We start from the raw sequence: 15,371 nt of genomic DNA on the forward strand, positions 1-15,371 counted from the left end.
GTGCCGGCCGCTGGCCGGCACTACCATTGCGTTGCGCAGCACCCCGTATAGTCGGCCCATGACCACCACCACGCCCGCCGATCTCCCCGCCGTCCTGCACACCCTGCGCAGCGCCTGGCAGGCCCAGCGCCCTGCGCTCGACCAGCGCGAAGCCGACCTGCGCCGCCTGCGCGAGGCGCTGAAAGCACGCATGGACGAAATGGCCCAAGCCATCGCCGAGGACTTCGGCCACCGCGCCCACGTTGAATCGAAACTGGCTGACGGCATGAGCGTGTTGTCGGCCATCGATCACCTGCGTCGGCACCTGCGGCGCTGGTCGAAGCCGCAGCGCGCATCGGCTGGCTGGAAACTGTGGCCGGCGCGCGCGCAGCTGCGGCCGACGCCGCTGGGCGTGGTCGGGGTGATCTCGCCCTGGAACTACCCGGTGACCCTGGCACTGGTGCCGCTAGCAACGGCCATCGCCGCCGGCAACCACGTGCTGCTGAAACCCTCCGAACACACGCCACGCACCAGCGCGTTCCTGGCCGATCTGCTGGCCAGCGTGTTCCCGCCTGATCGGGTGGCGGTGGTACAGGGTGGGGCGGACGTGGCCGCGGCGGTGTCATCGCTGCCGCTGGACCATCTGCTGTTCACCGGCTCGACGGCGGTCGGCCGCAAGGTGATGGCGGCCGCCGCCGAGCATCTGGTGCCGGTCACGTTGGAACTGGGTGGCAAGTCGCCGGCGATTGTCTGTCGCGATTTTCCGCTGGACACTGCCGCCGCGCGGTTGGCCACCGGCAAATGGTTCAATGCAGGCCAGACCTGCATCGCGCCGGATTACGTGCTGATCGATACCGCGCGCCAGCGCGAGTTCGTGCAGGCGCTGCAGCAGCAGGTACGCGAGCGCTACGGCGATTTCAGCGATGCCGACGACTACACGCGGATCATCAACGACGGCCAGTACCAGCGCCTGCAGGGCTATCTTGCGCAGGCGCGTGAGCGCGGCGTGCCGGTCATTCCGCTGGCGCAGGTGGATGAGGCGCGCGCCGACCGCGAGCGCCTGCTGGTGCCGGCCGTGGTGCTGGACCCGCCGGACGACCTGGAGCTGATGCGCGAGGAGATCTTCGGGCCGATCCTGCCGGTGCGCGCCTATCTGGACCTCGATGCGGCGCTGGTTGACGTGCTGTCGCGCGACCGGCCGCTGGCGCTGTATCCCTTCAGCCATGACAAAGCGACGGTGGAGCGCATCCTCGGCCAGGTGGTGGCCGGCGGAGTGACCGTCAATGACACCCTGCTGCACTTCGCCGCCGATGGCCTGCCGTTCGGCGGGGTAGGGGCCAGCGGCATGGGCGCGTACCACGGCCGGGCCGGGTTCGATGCGATGAGCAAGCGGTTGCCGGTGCTGTGGCAGTCGCGCTGGGCGGCCAGCGACCGGCTGCGGCCGCCGTATTCGAAGATTGCCGGCCTGTTGAGGCTGCTCGTGCGGTAGTGCCGGCCGCTGGCCGGCAGATGCAGGGTCTTGCCGAGGGTGGCCGGCCAGCGGCCGGCACTACCCGGTAGGTGCCAACCCTGGTTGGCACGCGTGAACCCCAAGCGCGAACCAAGGTTGGCGTCTACCAAACCCGGGCCGGGTAGAATGGCCCCATGAAGATCGCCTCGTGGAACGTCAATTCGCTCAATGTCCGCCTGCCGCACCTGGAGCAGTGGCTCATGGCGTTCGGCCCGGACATCGTCGGTATCCAGGAAACCAAGTTGGAGGACCACAAGTTCCCCGATTCGGCGCTGATCGCCGCGGGCTACCGCAGCGTGTTCGCCGGCCAGAAGACCTACAACGGCGTGGCGCTGCTGTCGCGTGAGCCGGCGCAGGACGTGCAGATCGGCATTCCTGGTTTCGAGGACGAGCAGAAGCGTGTCATCGCCGGCACCTTCGGCGACCTGCGGGTGATCAACCTGTACGTGGTCAACGGCCAGGACATCGGCACCGACAAATACGAGTACAAGCTGCGCTGGCTGGAAGCGGTGCATGCCTGGATCGCCGAGGAAATGCAGCGGCACCCGAAGCTGATCGTGATGGGCGACTTCAACATCGCCCCGGATGCGCGCGACGTGCACGACCCGGAGGTGTGGAACGAGAACCACATCCTGACCTCCACCGCCGAGCGCGGCGCGCTCAACAAGCTGCTGCAGCTGGGCCTGCACGATGGCTTCCGCCTGCACAACGACGAAGCCGGTGTGTTCAGCTGGTGGGATTACCGCGCCGCCGGCTTCCGCCGCAACCTCGGCCTGCGCATCGACCTGACCCTGGTCTCCGACGCGTTGAAGGGCAACGCGGTGGCCTCGGGCGTCGACCGCGAGCCGCGTACTTGGGAACGCCCGAGCGATCACGCGCCGGCGTGGGTGGAATTGGGTTGAACGAACGGGGCCCGACGATTGCCGGGCCCCTTGTGATGCGTGTGCCGGCCAGCGGCCGGTACTACCTTCAGATCACCGTATGCTCTTGCGGGTGAACAGGTTGACGATCGCCAGCAGGATCACCGCACCGATCAGCGAGAACAGGAACGTACGGATGGTGATCGCTTCGTTGATGCCGCCGCCGAACAGCCAGCCGGAAATCAGCGCGCCGACGATGCCGACCACGATGTTGAGGATGATGCCCTGCTGGGCATCGCGCTTCATGATGATGCTGGCCAGCCAGCCTACGATGCCGCCGACGATCAGCCAGATGATGATGCCCATGATCGAACCTCCGGTGGAAAACTGTGACCAGTTGACGCGCAGCGACGTGAACCCGTCGTGCAATTACGTGATGGGCGCGTGCGGATGAGCCTGCCAGCCACGCTCGACGGCCCGTGGCGCTTCGGCCCGGTGACGGTCTGGCGGTGCCCGCACGTGCCGGGCCACCGCGGCGAACCGCAGGCCCGGCAGGTGCTGGCGCAGGCACTGGGGGCCGAACCGGAGGCGCTGCCGCTGGTGCGCGACGCCAAGGGACGGCCTGAACTGACCGGCGCGCTGGCCCACTACGGCACCGGCTGGAGCCACAGCGGCGAGGTATTGCTGGTGGCGCTGGGCGAGGGCGTACGCCTGGGCGTGGACCTGGAGCTGCTGCGCCCGCGCGCGCGCATCCTGGAAATCGTGCAGCGCTTCTTCCATCCGGCCGAGGTGGCCTGGCTGGAAGGGCTGGATGAGGCCGGCCGCGAGCACTGGTTCTTCCGCGTGTGGTGCGCCAAGGAAGCGATGCTGAAGGCGCACGGGCAGGGCATCTCGTTCGGCCTGCACCGCCTGCAGCTGGCGCCGGGGGCCGATGGCGCCCTGCACCTGCGCTGGTGCGACCCGGCGCTGGGCGAGGCCGCGCGCTGGCACCTGCACGAATGGCAGGCCACCGGCCAGTTTCGTGCGGCATTGGCCTGGTATCCGCACTGAAGCGGGGATTCAGCGTGCAAAACCGGCGATAATGCCGACATGAGCGAACACCCACTTCCCGCCAGCGTGGCTGCCACGCTGGAACAGGGCCTGGCCAGCATGGGCCTGGACGCCGCGCTGGCGCCGCCGCTGCTGCGCTACCTGGCCCTGCTGCACCGCTGGAACGGCACCTACAACCTCACCGCCATCCGCGATCCGCAGGAGATGGTCACCCGTCATCTGCTCGACTCGCTGGCAATGCAGCCGTTCGTGGCCGATGGCAGCCTGGCCGACCTCGGCACCGGCCCTGGGCTGCCCGGCATCCCGCTGGCCATCGCCTGCCCGGGCCTGCAGGTCACCCTGGTCGAGAGCAACGGCAAGAAGGCACGCTTCATGCGCGAGGCGGTGCGCCAGCTGGGCCTGGGCAATGCCCGCGTGGCCGAGTCGCGCGCCGAGGCGCTGGACGAGGCCGGCCGCTACGACCAGCTGACCGCGCGCGCGATGGACACCCTGGCCGGCATCGTCCGCGTCGGTGGCCACCTGCTGCGCCCCGGTGGCGTGTTGCTGGCCATGAAAGGCGTCTACCCGCATGAAGAGATCGCGGACCTGCCGGAAGGCTGGCAAGTGCGTGAGGTGACCCCGCTGAGCGTGCCCGGCCTGGCCGGCGAACGCCACCTGGTCACGGTTACAGGCCCCTGATTGCCGCCGCCAGCCCTTTGTGGAACAACGGGTTGGCGATTCACGATTTCCGCCCGGGGCCGGTTGTACGCATAATGACCGGTCCCAACCATCCGTCGACGAGGCACACCCGCATGGCCCGCATCATCGCCATCGCCAACCAGAAGGGTGGCGTCGGCAAGACCACGACCGCCGTCAACCTGGCCGCTTCCCTGGCCAACGCACCCAAGCGCGTGCTGCTGGTCGATCTGGACTCGCAGGGCAACGCGACCATGGGCAGTGGCGTGGACAAGCGCGAGCTGGCCGCCTCCACCTGCGATCTGCTGCTCGGCGAGAACAGTGCTGCCGACGTGCGCGTGCAGGCCGCCGAGGGCTACGACCTGCTGCCCGGCAACATCGACCTGACCGCCGCCGAGATCCAGCTGATGGGTGAGAGCGAGCGCGAGCAGCGCCTGAAGCGCGCGCTGGCGCCGATCCGCGACGAGTACGACTACATCCTGATCGACTGCCCGCCGGCGCTGTCGCTGCTGACGCTCAACGCGCTGGCCGCCGCCGACTCGGTGATCGTGCCGATGCAGTGCGAGTACTACGCGCTGGAAGGCCTGAGCGCGCTGGTGGAAACCATCGAAGCGCTGCGCACCAGCCTGAACCCGGCGCTGGAGATCGAAGGCGTGCTGCGCACCATGTTCGATGTGCGCAACAACCTGGCCAACGCGGTGTCGGCCGAGCTCACCGAGCACTTCGGCGACCGCGTGTTCCGCACCATCGTGCCGCGCAACGTGCGCCTGGCCGAGGCACCCAGCCATGGCCAGAGCATCGTCGGCTACGACCGCGCCTCGCGCGGTGGCGTGGCCTACCTGGGCCTGGCCGGCGAGATCATCCGCCGCAACAACGAACGCAACAAGGCCGCCAAGGCCGTGGAGACCGTCTGATGACCAGCAGCAAGCCGGCAGCCAAGAAGCGAGGCCTCGGCCGTGGCCTGGATGCGCTGCTGGGTCCGAAGGGGGCGGTCAGCCAGGTGCAGGCCACCACCGCGGTGATCGAGCCGCTGCCGGGCGAAGTGCTGCGCAAGCTGGCCGTGGGCCAGCTGCAACCGGGCAAGTACCAGCCGCGCCGCGAGATGGACGAGGGCAAGCTGTCCGAGCTGGCCGACTCGATCAAGTCGCAGGGCGTGATCCAGCCGATCCTGGTGCGCCAGCTGCCGGCAGGCAACTACGAAATTGTTGCCGGTGAACGCCGCTGGCGCGCCTCGCAGCTGGCCGGCCTGGACGAAGTGCCGGTGGTGGTGCGCGAGCTGGAAGACCGCACCGTCATCGCGATGGCGCTGATCGAGAACATCCAGCGCGAAGACCTCAACCCGCTGGAAGAAGCCGAAGCGCTGCAACGCCTCATCAGCGAATTCACCCTGACCCATGCCGAGGCCGCCGAGGCCGTCGGCCGCTCCCGCGCGGCGGTGTCCAACCTGCTGCGACTGCTGGAGCTGCCGGTGGCGATCCGCCTGCTGCTGGAAACCCGCCGCCTGGAAATGGGCCACGCCCGCGCGCTGCTGACCCTGGCCCCCGAGCTGGCCGGCAAGCTGGCGCAGGAAGCGGCCGACGAAGGCTGGTCGGTGCGCGAAGTCGAGCGCCGCGCGCAGGCCTTCGCCGCCGGCAAGGTGCCGAGCAACCGCCCGGTGGCCACGCCGAAGGTGCAGCAGGCCGACATTGCCTCGCTGGAAACCGAGCTGTCCGAAGCGCTTGGGGCCAAGGTGGCGATCAACCATGGCCGCGGTGGCAAGGGCAAGCTGATCATCCATTACACCGATCTGGACACGCTCGACGGCGTGCTGGAAAAGCTGCGCACGCGCCAGGGCTGAGCCCGGCGCAGCGACAGGGGACGCGGCCCGTTCCTGCCGTGTCCTGTCAATGACAGGGAACGCACCGCCGCGCGCGCCGGGGCTCGCACTGTCCTCTGGCCCGTGGCCTCATCCAGGGAGCAGGACATGAGCAACGCATTCGACGACGTCAGCCCGGGCGGCAGCCCGATCATGGTGCACAGCCGCCAGAAGGACTTCACGCCGGCCCAGGGCGAAGAACACATCGCGGCCATCGGCGCGCACATCGAGCGCCATCTGGGCCCGGTATCCGGCGTCTTCCACGAGATCATCTCCGACCTGGTGCACATCGACGTGCACGTGGTGCCGGCCAATGAGCAGTTCCCGTACCTGCGGCTGGTGACCTCCGGCATGAGCGACCTGCCGATGACCGTGCCGGCCGAGGTGGACGCGGACGTGCCGCGCTACATGGAGCTGATGGTGACCCTGCCGGCCGACTGGCCGATCACCCAGGATGCCTTCGAGGACGAGCGCAACTACTGGCCGGTGCGCCTGCTGAAGGGCATGGCGCGGCTGCCGCACGAATACGACACCTGGCTGGGCTTCGGCCACACCATTCCCAATGGTCACCCCAGCGAGCCCTATGCGCCGGGTGTCGGCTTTGACGGTGCCATCGTGCTGCCGCCGGTCACCACGCCGGAAGCGTTCGCCGAGCTGGTGCTGGAGGATGGCAAGACCATCGCCTTCATGACCCTCATGCCGCTGTACCCGGAAGAGATGGACCTGAAGCTGAAAAAGGGCGCCGAAGCACTGCTCGACCGCTTCGATGCGAAGAACATCCAGGACGTGATCGAACCCGGCCGCAGCAATGTGGCCAAGAAGCGTTTCGGGCTGTTCTGAGCCCGCAGCGTATCCTCTGCACCTGTACTCATTGGATTTCCAGGCAACTGCAATGACCATCCTGCTCACCGGCGCTGCCGGCTTCATCGGTGCCTACACCGCCCGCGCGCTGCTGGAGGCGGGCCAGCCGGTGGTCGGCCTGGACAACTTCAACGACTACTACGACCCGCAGATCAAGCGCGACCGCGTGGCCGTGCTGTGCCCGGCGCTGGACCTGCGCACGCTCGACCTGACCGATCGCGAAGGCCTGGCGGCGCTGTTCGATGAAGTGCAGCCGACTGCGGTGATCCACCTGGCCGCACAGGCCGGCGTGCGCTATTCGCTGGAAAACCCGCACGCCTACGTCGACAGCAACCTGGTCGGCTTCGTCAACATGCTGGAGCTGTGCCGCCACCGTGGCGTGCAGCACCTGGTGTATGCCTCCAGCAGTTCGGTGTACGGCGATTCGGCCACGCCGCCGTTCTCCGAGGACCAGCGCGTGGACCAGCCGCGTTCGCTGTACGCGGCAACCAAGGCCGCCAACGAGCTGATGGCCTACACCTACGCGCAGCTGTACGGCCTGCACGCCACCGGCCTGCGCTTCTTCACCGTGTATGGCCCGTGGGGCCGGCCGGACATGGCGCCGCTGCTGTTCTCACGCGCGGTGCTGGCCGGGCGGCCGATCGATGTGTTCAACGAAGGCCGCATGCAGCGCGATTTCACACATGTCTCCGACATCGTGGCCGGTATTCTCGGCGCGCTCGCGCATCCGGCCGATGGTCCGGTGCCGCACCGGGTGTTCAACCTCGGCAACCATACGCCGGTCGAGCTGGAGCGCTTCATCAGCGTGATCGAGCAGGCCGCCGGCCGCCCCGCGCAGAAGGTCTACAAGCCCATGCAGCCCGGTGACATGGTGCGCACGATGGCCGACACCCGGCGTGCACATGACGCCTTCGGCTTCGATGCGGCAACCCCGATCGAAGCGGGACTGCCACCCGTCGTGGAATGGTGCCGCGAGTACTTTGGTGACCGCGCCTGAGGACGGATCCTCACGCCGCCGGGTTCATCTTCGGATAACCTCGGTTTCGGAGAATGCGCGGTCTTTGTCCCCCTTTGGCCGAGTGCCTTATGAGCCAACCCGAGCTTTCCGTTGTCGTCCCGGTGTTCAACGAGCGCGACAATGTCACCCCGCTGGTCACCGAAATCACCGCGGCGCTGCGTGGCCGGGTGCCGTTCGAGATCATCTACATCGATGACCACTCGCGCGATGACACCCTGGCGGTCCTGCAGGGCCTGAAGGCCACCACGCCGGAACTGCGCGTGCTGCACCATGTGAACCAGAGCGGGCAGAGCACCGCCGTGCGCACCGGCGTCAAGCATGCGCGGTCGCCCTGGATCGCCACCCTGGATGGCGATGGCCAGAACGATCCGGCCGATATCCCCAAGCTGCTGGCCGCGCGCGATGCGGCCGAGGCGCAGGTGAAGCTGTTTGCCGGCTGGCGGGTCAACCGCCAGGACAGCGGCAGCAAGCGCTGGGCCAGCCGCTGGGCCAACGCCATCCGCGCGCGCATGCTGCGCGATGACACGCCCGATACCGGCTGCGGCATCAAGCTGTTCGAGCGCAACGCCTTCCTCGACCTGCCGTACTTCGACCACATGCACCGCTACCTGCCGGCGCTGATGCAGCGCGCCGGCTGGAAGACCACCAGCGTGCCGGTCAACCACCGCCACCGTACCGCCGGCGTGTCCAAGTACAACAACCTGGGCCGTGCGCTGGTCGGCATCCGCGATCTGCGCGGCGTGGCCTGGCTGATCACCCGCAGCAAGCGCACCGCGGTGGAAGAGCGGTGATGGGCCTGGCACTGCACTGGCTCGACCAGCCGCTGACCTGGCTGTACTGGACCGGCCTGCACGTGACTGGCTGGAAGCTGATCGGCTATACCGGCGCGCTGATGTTCGGTGGCCGCTGGCTGGTCCAGTTCATCGCCTCCAAGCGCGCCGGCAAACCGGTCATCCCGCGCCTGTTCTGGTACATGAGCGTGGTCGGCAGCCTGATGACGCTGAGCTACTTCCTGTTCTCGGCCAAGCAGGACTCGGTGGGGGTGCTGCAGAACCTGTTCCCAGCGTTCACCGCGCTGTACAGCCTGCAGCTGGACATCAAGCACCGGGGCTGGAAGCGGGACAGGGCCAGCCACTGAGGCGCCCGGGGCCCCCATCCGGTGGGTGCCGACCTTGGTCGGCACATGTGCATTCGGGCCCGGCGCATCCACGCATGGCGTGGATCTACCACATGCCCGGCGGCCGGTTCCCGGTCCTGCCTGCTGTGGGTAGAGTCGACTGTCAGTCGACTTCCGCGCGGAGCGCGGGCTTTGCCTCGCTTGGCGGAAGAGCAAGCCGACTAACAGTCGGCTCCACCCAGTCGGCTCTACCACGCGCCTTCGGCGCTGGGGCCCCGGCCTGCGGCCCAGGCAGGACCTTCGTCCCATGCCACGAGCGGTGGGGGGTGCCATGATCGGGTCCTGCCTTCCCGGGAACCTGTGCTCGTGAAAACCCGTCTTGCCGTTGCCCTGCTGATTGCCCTGTCCGTCCCCACCGTGGCCCTGGCCGCGCCGCCCGCCGCCGCCGCACCCGCCAGCGTGGCCACCGAGTCGCCCGCCGATGCCGCCTTCCGCGCGCTGTACGAGAAGGAATGGAAGTGGCGCCAGCAAGGCGGCGGCGAGGCCAGCGAGGACGAAGACGCGCCGGCCAACGCCACCCGCATGCCCGACGTGGGCGCGGCCGCGCAGCAGGCGCGCCTGAAGGTCTGGGACGAGACCCTGGCCGCATTGAAGAAGATCGACCCGAAGACCCTGTCGCCCGACAACCAGGTCAACTACGCGATCTACCGCGACCAGGTGTTCAACCTGGCCGAAGAGGTGCGCCTGCGCGGCTATGAAATGCCGTTCAACGCTGACTCCTCGTTCTGGTCGAACCTGTCCTTCATGGCCCGGCGCGAGATGAAGACCGTGCAGGACTACCAGAACTACATCGCACGGCTGAATGATGTGCCGCGCTACTTCGGGCAGCAGACCGAGAACATGCGCGCCGGCCTGAAGCGTGGCTTCAGCGTGCCGCGTGCGGTGCTCGACGGCCGCGAGGTCTCCATCGCCACCGTCGCCGAGCTGAAGGACCCGACCGGATCGCCGCTGTACGCGCCGTTCAAGAAGCTGCCCAACAGCATTCCGGCCGCCGAGCAGGCGAAGCTGCAGGCGCAGGCGCGCGCGGCGATCAGTGGCAAGGTGGTGCCGGCGTTCCAGCAGCTGCGCAAGTTCTTCGTCAACGAGTACGTGCCGCAGGCGCGCACCACGCTGGCCGCCGAAGCAATGCCCGACGGCAAGGCCTACTACAAGCAGCAGATCCACGAATACACCACGCTCGACCTGTCGCCGGACGAGATCCACCGCATCGGCCTGGACGAAGTCGCCCGCATCCAGGGCGAGATGAACGACATCATCAAGCAGGTGAAGTTCAAGGGCAGCTTCGCCGAGTTCCTGGCTTTCCTGCGCACCGATCCGCAGTTCTACGCGAAGACCCCGGAAGAGCTGCTGTCGCGCGCGGCGTGGATCTCCAAGCGCGCAGACGGCCAGCTGGGCAAGTACATGACGCTGCCGCGCGCGCGCTTCACCATCGTGCCGGTGCCGCCGGACATCGCACCGTTCTGGACTGCCGGCCGCGGGGGCATGGGCACCTACTGGCTCAACACCTACAACCTGCCGTCGCGCCCGCTGTACAACCTGCCGGCGCTGACCCTGCATGAGTCCGATCCGGGCCACGCGCTGCAGGGCGCCATCGCCGCCGAGCAGAAGAACCTGCCGGAGTTCCGCCGCAACGCCTACATCTCCGCCTATGGCGAAGGCTGGGCGCTGTACTGCGAGAAGCTGGGCGTGGAGATGGGCATCTACGAAACCCCGTATGAGGATTTCGGCCGCCTGACCTACGAGATGTGGCGTGCCGCGCGCCTGGTGATCGACACCGGCGTGCACAGCAAGGGCTGGACCCGCGAGCAGGCGCTGGCCTACCTGCGTGACCACACCGCGCTGAGCGAGCATGAAGTGACCACCGAAGTGGACCGCTACATCTCCTGGCCGGGCCAGGCGCTGAGCTACAAGCTGGGCGAGATCGCCATCGTGCGCCTGCGTGCGCAGGCCGAGAAGGAACTGGGCGACAAGTTCGACATCAAGGGCTTCCACGACACCCTGCTCAAGCAGGGCTCGGTGCCGCTGCCGGTGCTGGAACAGCAGATCCAGGCCTACATCGCCGAACGCAAGAAGGCCTGACCGCTCCAAGGTAGTGCCGGCCGCTGGCCGGCAACCTGCCCGCACCGCAATCGTTCGACATTGCCGGCCAGCGGCCGGCACTACCGGGAAACGGGGTCGGATCGCAGGATCCGACCCCGTCATGTTTCACCCCACCGCCCGCGGCTTGGCCACGCGCGCGGCGAAGGTCGGCAGCACCAGCAGGGTCAGCACGGTGGCGGTGATCAGGCCGCCGATCACCACCGTGGCCAGCGGCTTCTGCACCTCCGCACCGGAACCGCTGGCAATGGCCATCGGAATGAAGCCGACGATGGCCACCAGCGCCGTGGTCAGCACCGCGCGGATACGGCTCGATGCGCCGTTGATCGCTGCCTGCAGCGGCAGGTCGCCGGCATCCAGGCGCTCGCGGATGGCCTGCATCAGCACCAGCCCGTTCAAGGTGGCCACGCCGGAGACGGCGATGAAGCCGACCGCCGCCGACACCGAGAACGGCATGCCACGCAGCAGCAGCGCGAGGATGCCGCCGACCAGCGCCAGCGGCACGCAGCTGAACACCAGAATGGCTTCCTTGCCGCTGCGCAGGGCCATGAACAGCAGGCTGCCGATCAGCAGGAACACCACCGGCACCACCGTCGCCAGCCGCTTCTCGGCGCGCTGCAGGTTCTCGAACTGGCCACCCCAGGTCAGGTAGGCGCCCGGCGGCAGCGCCACGTCGGCCACCGCCGCCTGTGCCTCGCCGACGAAGCCACCCAGGTCACGGCCGCGCACGTTGGCCTGCACCACCACGCGGCGGCTGCCGTTGTTGCGGCTGATCTGGTTCGGCCCTTCGCTTACCGTAATGCGCGCCACCGACGACAGCGGAATCACCAGCCCCGACGGCGTAGCGATCGGCAACGAGGCCAGCTGGTCCGGATCGTTGCGCGAGGCATCGTCCAGGCGCACCACCACGTTGAAGCGTCGATCACCTTCGAAGATCTTGCCGGCCGCAGTACCGCCGATGCCGGTGGACAGCGCATCACTCACGTCCGCGGCGGTCAGCCCGTACTGCGCCGCCGCCACGTGGTCGATCGCCACGTTCAGCGTGGGCAGGCCGGAGATCTGCTCCACCCGCACGTCGGCCGCGCCATCCACCGCACGCAGCTTCAGCGCCACCTGGTCGGCCACCTTCTGCAGCTGGCTGAAGTCATCGCCGAAGATCATCACTGCCAGGTCGGTACGCACGCCGGAAATCAGCTCGTTGAAGCGCAGCTCGATCGGCTGGCTGAACTCGAAGCTGTTGCCCAGCTGCTGCCCGGCCAGCTTCTCGAAGCGCGACACCAGCACATCCTTGCCCAACTTCGGATCTGGCCAGTCCTTGCGTGGCTTCAGCACGAACACGCTGTCGGAGATGTTGGTCGGCATCGGGTCGATGGCCGCCTCGGCGGTACCGGTGCGCGAGAACACGGTTTCTACTTCCGGCTGCTTGGCAATCGCCTTTTCCAGTGCCAGCTGCATCGCCAGCGACTGCTCCAGCGAGGTCGACGGCACGCGCAGGGCCTGCATCGCTACGTTGCCTTCGTCCAGCGTCGGCATGAACTCGCGGCCCAGCAACGAGAACGAACCGATGCCCACCACGACCATCATCACCGCACCGGCCAGCACCGTGCGCGGATGCGCCACGGCCTTGCGCACCACCGGCTCGATGCGCGCACGCAGCACGCGGATCAGTTTCGTCTCGTGCTCACCGTCGTTCGCATGCGCATCGCCGTCCTTCACTTTCGGCTCGCGCACCAGCAGCGCGGCCATCGCCGGCACGAAGGTGAAGGAGAAGATGAAGGCACCTACCAGGGCCAGCATGAAGGTGGCCGCCATCGGGTGGAACGTTTTGCCCTCCACGCCCTCCAGGGTAAGGATCGGCGCGAACACCAGCAGGATGATCAACTGGCCGAATGCCGCAGGGCGCGCCATCTTCATGGCCGAATCGGCGGCCACGCGCAGGCGTTCCATTGCGGTCAGCGCGCGGCCCAGTTCGGTGCGGCGCTGGCCCAGCATCAGCAGGGTCGATTCGACCACGATTACCGCGCCGTCCACTAGGATGCCGAAGTCCAGTGCACCCAGGCTCATCAGGTTGCCGCTGATGCCGAAGCGGTTCATGCCGATCACCGCGAACAGGAACGACAGCGGAATCACCAGCGCGGTGATCGTCGCTGCACGCAGGTTGCCCAGCAGCAGGAACAGCACCACCACCACCAGCAGCGCGCCCTCGGTGAGGTTCTTGGCCACGGTCTTGATGGTGGAATTGACCAGCACGCTGCGGTCCAGAACCGGTGCCGCCACGATGTCGGCCGGCAGCGATGTGTTGACCTGTTCCAGGCGCGCGGCCGCGGCCTGGGCCACGGTGCGGCTGTTGCCACCGGCAATCATCAGCGCGGTGCCCAGCACGGCCTCGTGGCCGTTGCGGCTGGCTGCACCCAGGCGCGGTGCGCGGCTCAGTTCGACTTCGGCCACATCGGCCACGCGCACCACCACGCCGTTGCGGGTGGCCACCGGGGCCTGTGCCAGATCCTCGGTGGTCAGCGCCAGGCCATCGGCACGCACCACCAGGCCTTCGCCAGCACGCTGCACGAAGCCGGCACCGGCCTGCACGTTGGAGCGCTGCAACGCGGTGACCAGATCGGCCAGGCCGAGGCCATGCGCGGCCAGTCGGGCGCTGTCCGGATGCACGCCGTATTCCTTGACGTAGCCGCCGACCGTATCGACGCCGGCCAGCCCCGGGCTGGAGCGCATCTGCGGCGCGATGATCCAGTCCTGCACGGTGCGCAGGTAGGTGGCACGTTCTTCGGGCGTGCGCAGCAGGTTGCCTTCCGGCGTCCGGTAGACCTCACCGGCCTGCCAGCCCGCTTCACCGGGCTTGGCCAGTTTGGCCGGATTGAAGGTGGTGAAGTCCACCGTCCACATCAGCACCTCGCCGAGGCCGGTGGTGACCGGCGACAGCATCGGCGACGCGCCATCGGGCAGGTCTTCCGATGCCTCGCGCATGCGTTCGGCCACCTGCTGGCGGGCGAAGTAGATGTCGGTCGCATCGGTGAAGATCGCGGTGACCTGGGAGAAGCCATTGCGCGACAGCGAACGCGTGGTGGTCAGGCCGGGAATGCCGGCCAGCGCGGTTTCCAGCGGGTAGGTCACCTGCCGCTCGATCTGCTCCGGGGTCAGCGCCGGTGCCACCGTGTTGATCTGCACCTGGCGGTTGGTGATGTCCGGCACCGCGTCGATCGGCAGCTTGCCCAGCTGGAACAGGCCCACGGCAGCGATCAGCGCCGCCAGGAACACCACCAGCCAGCGGTGGCGCACCGCTGTTTCAATGATCAGCTTGAACATGGTCGCCTCCTCAGTGGCCGTGCTCGGCTTCGCCCTTGGCCAGTTCGGCCTTGAGCAGGAAGGCATTGGCACCGACGATGCGCTCGCTGCCAGTCAGGCCACCGAGGATCTCGATGCGGTCGCCGGCCCGACGCCCGGCCAGCACCGGCTGTGCCTTGAAGCCGCCGTCCACGGCAACGAACACCGCGCTGCTGCCATCAACGTTCTGCACCGCATCGGCGGGCACGCTGAGCGAACCGTCCTGGCCCTCGGTGACCACCACCGCCGAGACCGGCGAACCGGCCGGCGGCAGCGCGGCATTCACCGGCGTGGCACGGATCACCGCGACGCCGCCCTGCTGGCGCACATCGGCGGCCGAACCGGTAACGGTGGCGGTGAAGCTGCCACCCGGCACGCTCACTTCCAGCGTCATGCCCGGCGTGACCTGTGCGGCCAGCGCGGGCGGCGCGGTGAATACCAGTTCGTTCATCGCCGGATCGGCGACGTCGGCCACCGCGCTGCCGGCGGCGACCACGCCACCCGGGGTGACCTGCACGTTGCCGACGATGCCGGCCACCGGGCTGGTGATGCGCACGCGGCCACTGGCATCGGGCGCACCGTTGGCGGCGGCCTGCGCCTGCGCGGCCGCCGCCTGGGCCTGTGCCGCCAGCGAGCGGGCGCGCGAGGCTTCCAGCTCCTGGCGGGCGACCACGCCCTGGTCGACCAGCGCCTTGTCGCGGCCATAGGCCAGGCGCGCGGCCTCGGCTTCGGCCGATGCGGCCAGCGCATTGGCGCGGAACACCGCGGCCTCGCCACTGACCACGATCGCCAGCGCCTGGTTCTGCTTCACCGCCGTGCCCGGCGCAACCAGCACGCGTTCGACGCGGCCGGTCACCGTGGAGGCGACCGAGGCGCGTGCTCCTACCGACGGTTCGACCCGGCCGGACAGGCGGTGAAGCCGAACCAGGCGCTGGCGATCGTGGTCAGTGGCG

At 68.3% G+C, this 15,371-nt stretch carries 14 protein-coding genes; 11 read left to right on the plus strand and 3 right to left on the minus strand.

What is annotated here, in order from left to right:
• Window positions 1-58: 58 nt before the first annotated feature.
• Entirely contained in the window at window positions 59-1,468 is a 1,410-nt protein-coding gene (locus ACMZPQ_RS19325; RefSeq protein WP_312646717.1) for a coniferyl aldehyde dehydrogenase, read from the plus strand.
• A 155-nt stretch (window positions 1,469-1,623) separates the two neighbouring features.
• Window positions 1,624-2,391 carry an exodeoxyribonuclease III gene (gene xth, locus ACMZPQ_RS19330; RefSeq protein WP_197583822.1) on the plus strand — a complete coding sequence of 256 codons (768 nt, stop codon included), beginning with the start codon at window positions 1,624-1,626 and terminating at the stop codon, window positions 2,389-2,391.
• Between the two features lie 72 nt (window positions 2,392-2,463).
• Here xth and ACMZPQ_RS19335 read toward each other — a convergent pair whose 3' ends face one another.
• Entirely contained in the window at window positions 2,464-2,715 is a 252-nt protein-coding gene (locus ACMZPQ_RS19335; RefSeq protein WP_005411656.1) for a GlsB/YeaQ/YmgE family stress response membrane protein, read from the minus strand.
• 84 nt (window positions 2,716-2,799) lie between these two features.
• Between ACMZPQ_RS19335 and ACMZPQ_RS19340 the strand changes: the two genes are divergently transcribed.
• From ACMZPQ_RS19340 to ACMZPQ_RS19380, 9 genes are all read left to right on the plus strand, one after another.
• Window positions 2,800-3,399: a 4'-phosphopantetheinyl transferase family protein gene (locus tag ACMZPQ_RS19340; protein WP_197583820.1), complete on the plus strand. Its 600-nt coding sequence runs from the start codon at window positions 2,800-2,802 to the stop codon at window positions 3,397-3,399.
• Window positions 3,400-3,438: 39 nt separating this feature from the next.
• Entirely contained in the window at window positions 3,439-4,077 is a 639-nt protein-coding gene (rsmG, locus tag ACMZPQ_RS19345; protein WP_197583817.1) for a 16S rRNA (guanine(527)-N(7))-methyltransferase RsmG, read from the plus strand.
• Between the two features lie 113 nt (window positions 4,078-4,190).
• Window positions 4,191-4,988 carry a ParA family protein gene (locus tag ACMZPQ_RS19350; RefSeq protein ID WP_006476989.1) on the plus strand — a complete coding sequence of 266 codons (798 nt, stop codon included), beginning with the start codon at window positions 4,191-4,193 and terminating at the stop codon, window positions 4,986-4,988.
• Window positions 4,988-5,911, plus strand: a complete 924-nt coding sequence (locus ACMZPQ_RS19355; RefSeq protein WP_008267278.1) for a ParB/RepB/Spo0J family partition protein — start codon at window positions 4,988-4,990, stop codon at window positions 5,909-5,911. Before ACMZPQ_RS19350 ends, ACMZPQ_RS19355 begins: the two co-directional genes overlap by 1 nt.
• A gap of 126 nt (window positions 5,912-6,037) precedes the next feature.
• Window positions 6,038-6,769: a suppressor of fused domain protein gene (locus ACMZPQ_RS19360; protein ID WP_197583815.1), complete on the plus strand. Its 732-nt coding sequence runs from the start codon at window positions 6,038-6,040 to the stop codon at window positions 6,767-6,769.
• Between the two features lie 52 nt (window positions 6,770-6,821).
• On the plus strand, window positions 6,822-7,787 hold the full coding sequence (locus ACMZPQ_RS19365; RefSeq protein ID WP_197583814.1) for an NAD-dependent epimerase/dehydratase family protein: 966 nt from the start codon (window positions 6,822-6,824) through the stop codon (window positions 7,785-7,787).
• Window positions 7,788-7,876: 89 nt separating this feature from the next.
• Window positions 7,877-8,599: a glycosyltransferase gene (locus ACMZPQ_RS19370; RefSeq protein ID WP_197583813.1), complete on the plus strand. Its 723-nt coding sequence runs from the start codon at window positions 7,877-7,879 to the stop codon at window positions 8,597-8,599.
• Window positions 8,599-8,946, plus strand: a complete 348-nt coding sequence (locus ACMZPQ_RS19375; RefSeq protein ID WP_006476984.1) for a lipid-A-disaccharide synthase N-terminal domain-containing protein — start codon at window positions 8,599-8,601, stop codon at window positions 8,944-8,946. Before ACMZPQ_RS19370 ends, ACMZPQ_RS19375 begins: the two co-directional genes overlap by 1 nt.
• A 345-nt stretch (window positions 8,947-9,291) precedes the next feature.
• Window positions 9,292-11,064: a DUF885 domain-containing protein gene (locus ACMZPQ_RS19380; protein ID WP_197583811.1), complete on the plus strand. Its 1,773-nt coding sequence runs from the start codon at window positions 9,292-9,294 to the stop codon at window positions 11,062-11,064.
• 126 nt (window positions 11,065-11,190) lie between these two features.
• On the opposite strand, the gene ACMZPQ_RS19385 is transcribed toward ACMZPQ_RS19380, so the two are convergent.
• The gene (locus ACMZPQ_RS19385; protein WP_197581865.1) at window positions 11,191-14,400 is read right to left on the minus strand and encodes an efflux RND transporter permease subunit; all 3,210 of its coding nucleotides are present in this window, start codon (window positions 14,398-14,400) and stop codon (window positions 11,191-11,193) included.
• Window positions 14,401-14,410: 10 nt separating this feature from the next.
• The coding region (locus ACMZPQ_RS19390) for an efflux RND transporter periplasmic adaptor subunit (RefSeq protein WP_495495857.1) at window positions 14,411-15,371 on the minus strand (961 nt) is incomplete at its 5' end.

Origin of the sequence: Stenotrophomonas maltophilia (genome assembly GCF_047497515.2) — a bacterium.
Lineage (GTDB): Bacteria > Pseudomonadota > Gammaproteobacteria > Xanthomonadales > Xanthomonadaceae > Stenotrophomonas.

Coding starts and splice junctions, on each gene's coding strand:
- ACMZPQ_RS19325 (WP_312646717.1), top strand. CDS start 59: ATGACCACCACCACGCCCGCCGATCTCCCCGCCGTCCTGCACACCCTG.
- xth (WP_197583822.1), top strand. CDS start 1,624: ATGAAGATCGCCTCGTGGAACGTCAATTCGCTCAATGTCCGCCTGCCG.
- ACMZPQ_RS19335 (WP_005411656.1), bottom strand. CDS start 2,715: ATGGGCATCATCATCTGGCTGATCGTCGGCGGCATCGTAGGCTGGCTG.
- ACMZPQ_RS19340 (WP_197583820.1), top strand. CDS start 2,800: ATGAGCCTGCCAGCCACGCTCGACGGCCCGTGGCGCTTCGGCCCGGTG.
- rsmG (WP_197583817.1), top strand. CDS start 3,439: ATGAGCGAACACCCACTTCCCGCCAGCGTGGCTGCCACGCTGGAACAG.
- ACMZPQ_RS19350 (WP_006476989.1), top strand. CDS start 4,191: ATGGCCCGCATCATCGCCATCGCCAACCAGAAGGGTGGCGTCGGCAAG.
- ACMZPQ_RS19355 (WP_008267278.1), top strand. CDS start 4,988: ATGACCAGCAGCAAGCCGGCAGCCAAGAAGCGAGGCCTCGGCCGTGGC.
- ACMZPQ_RS19360 (WP_197583815.1), top strand. CDS start 6,038: ATGAGCAACGCATTCGACGACGTCAGCCCGGGCGGCAGCCCGATCATG.
- ACMZPQ_RS19365 (WP_197583814.1), top strand. CDS start 6,822: ATGACCATCCTGCTCACCGGCGCTGCCGGCTTCATCGGTGCCTACACC.
- ACMZPQ_RS19370 (WP_197583813.1), top strand. CDS start 7,877: ATGAGCCAACCCGAGCTTTCCGTTGTCGTCCCGGTGTTCAACGAGCGC.
- ACMZPQ_RS19375 (WP_006476984.1), top strand. CDS start 8,599: ATGGGCCTGGCACTGCACTGGCTCGACCAGCCGCTGACCTGGCTGTAC.
- ACMZPQ_RS19385 (WP_197581865.1), bottom strand. CDS start 14,400: ATGTTCAAGCTGATCATTGAAACAGCGGTGCGCCACCGCTGGCTGGTG.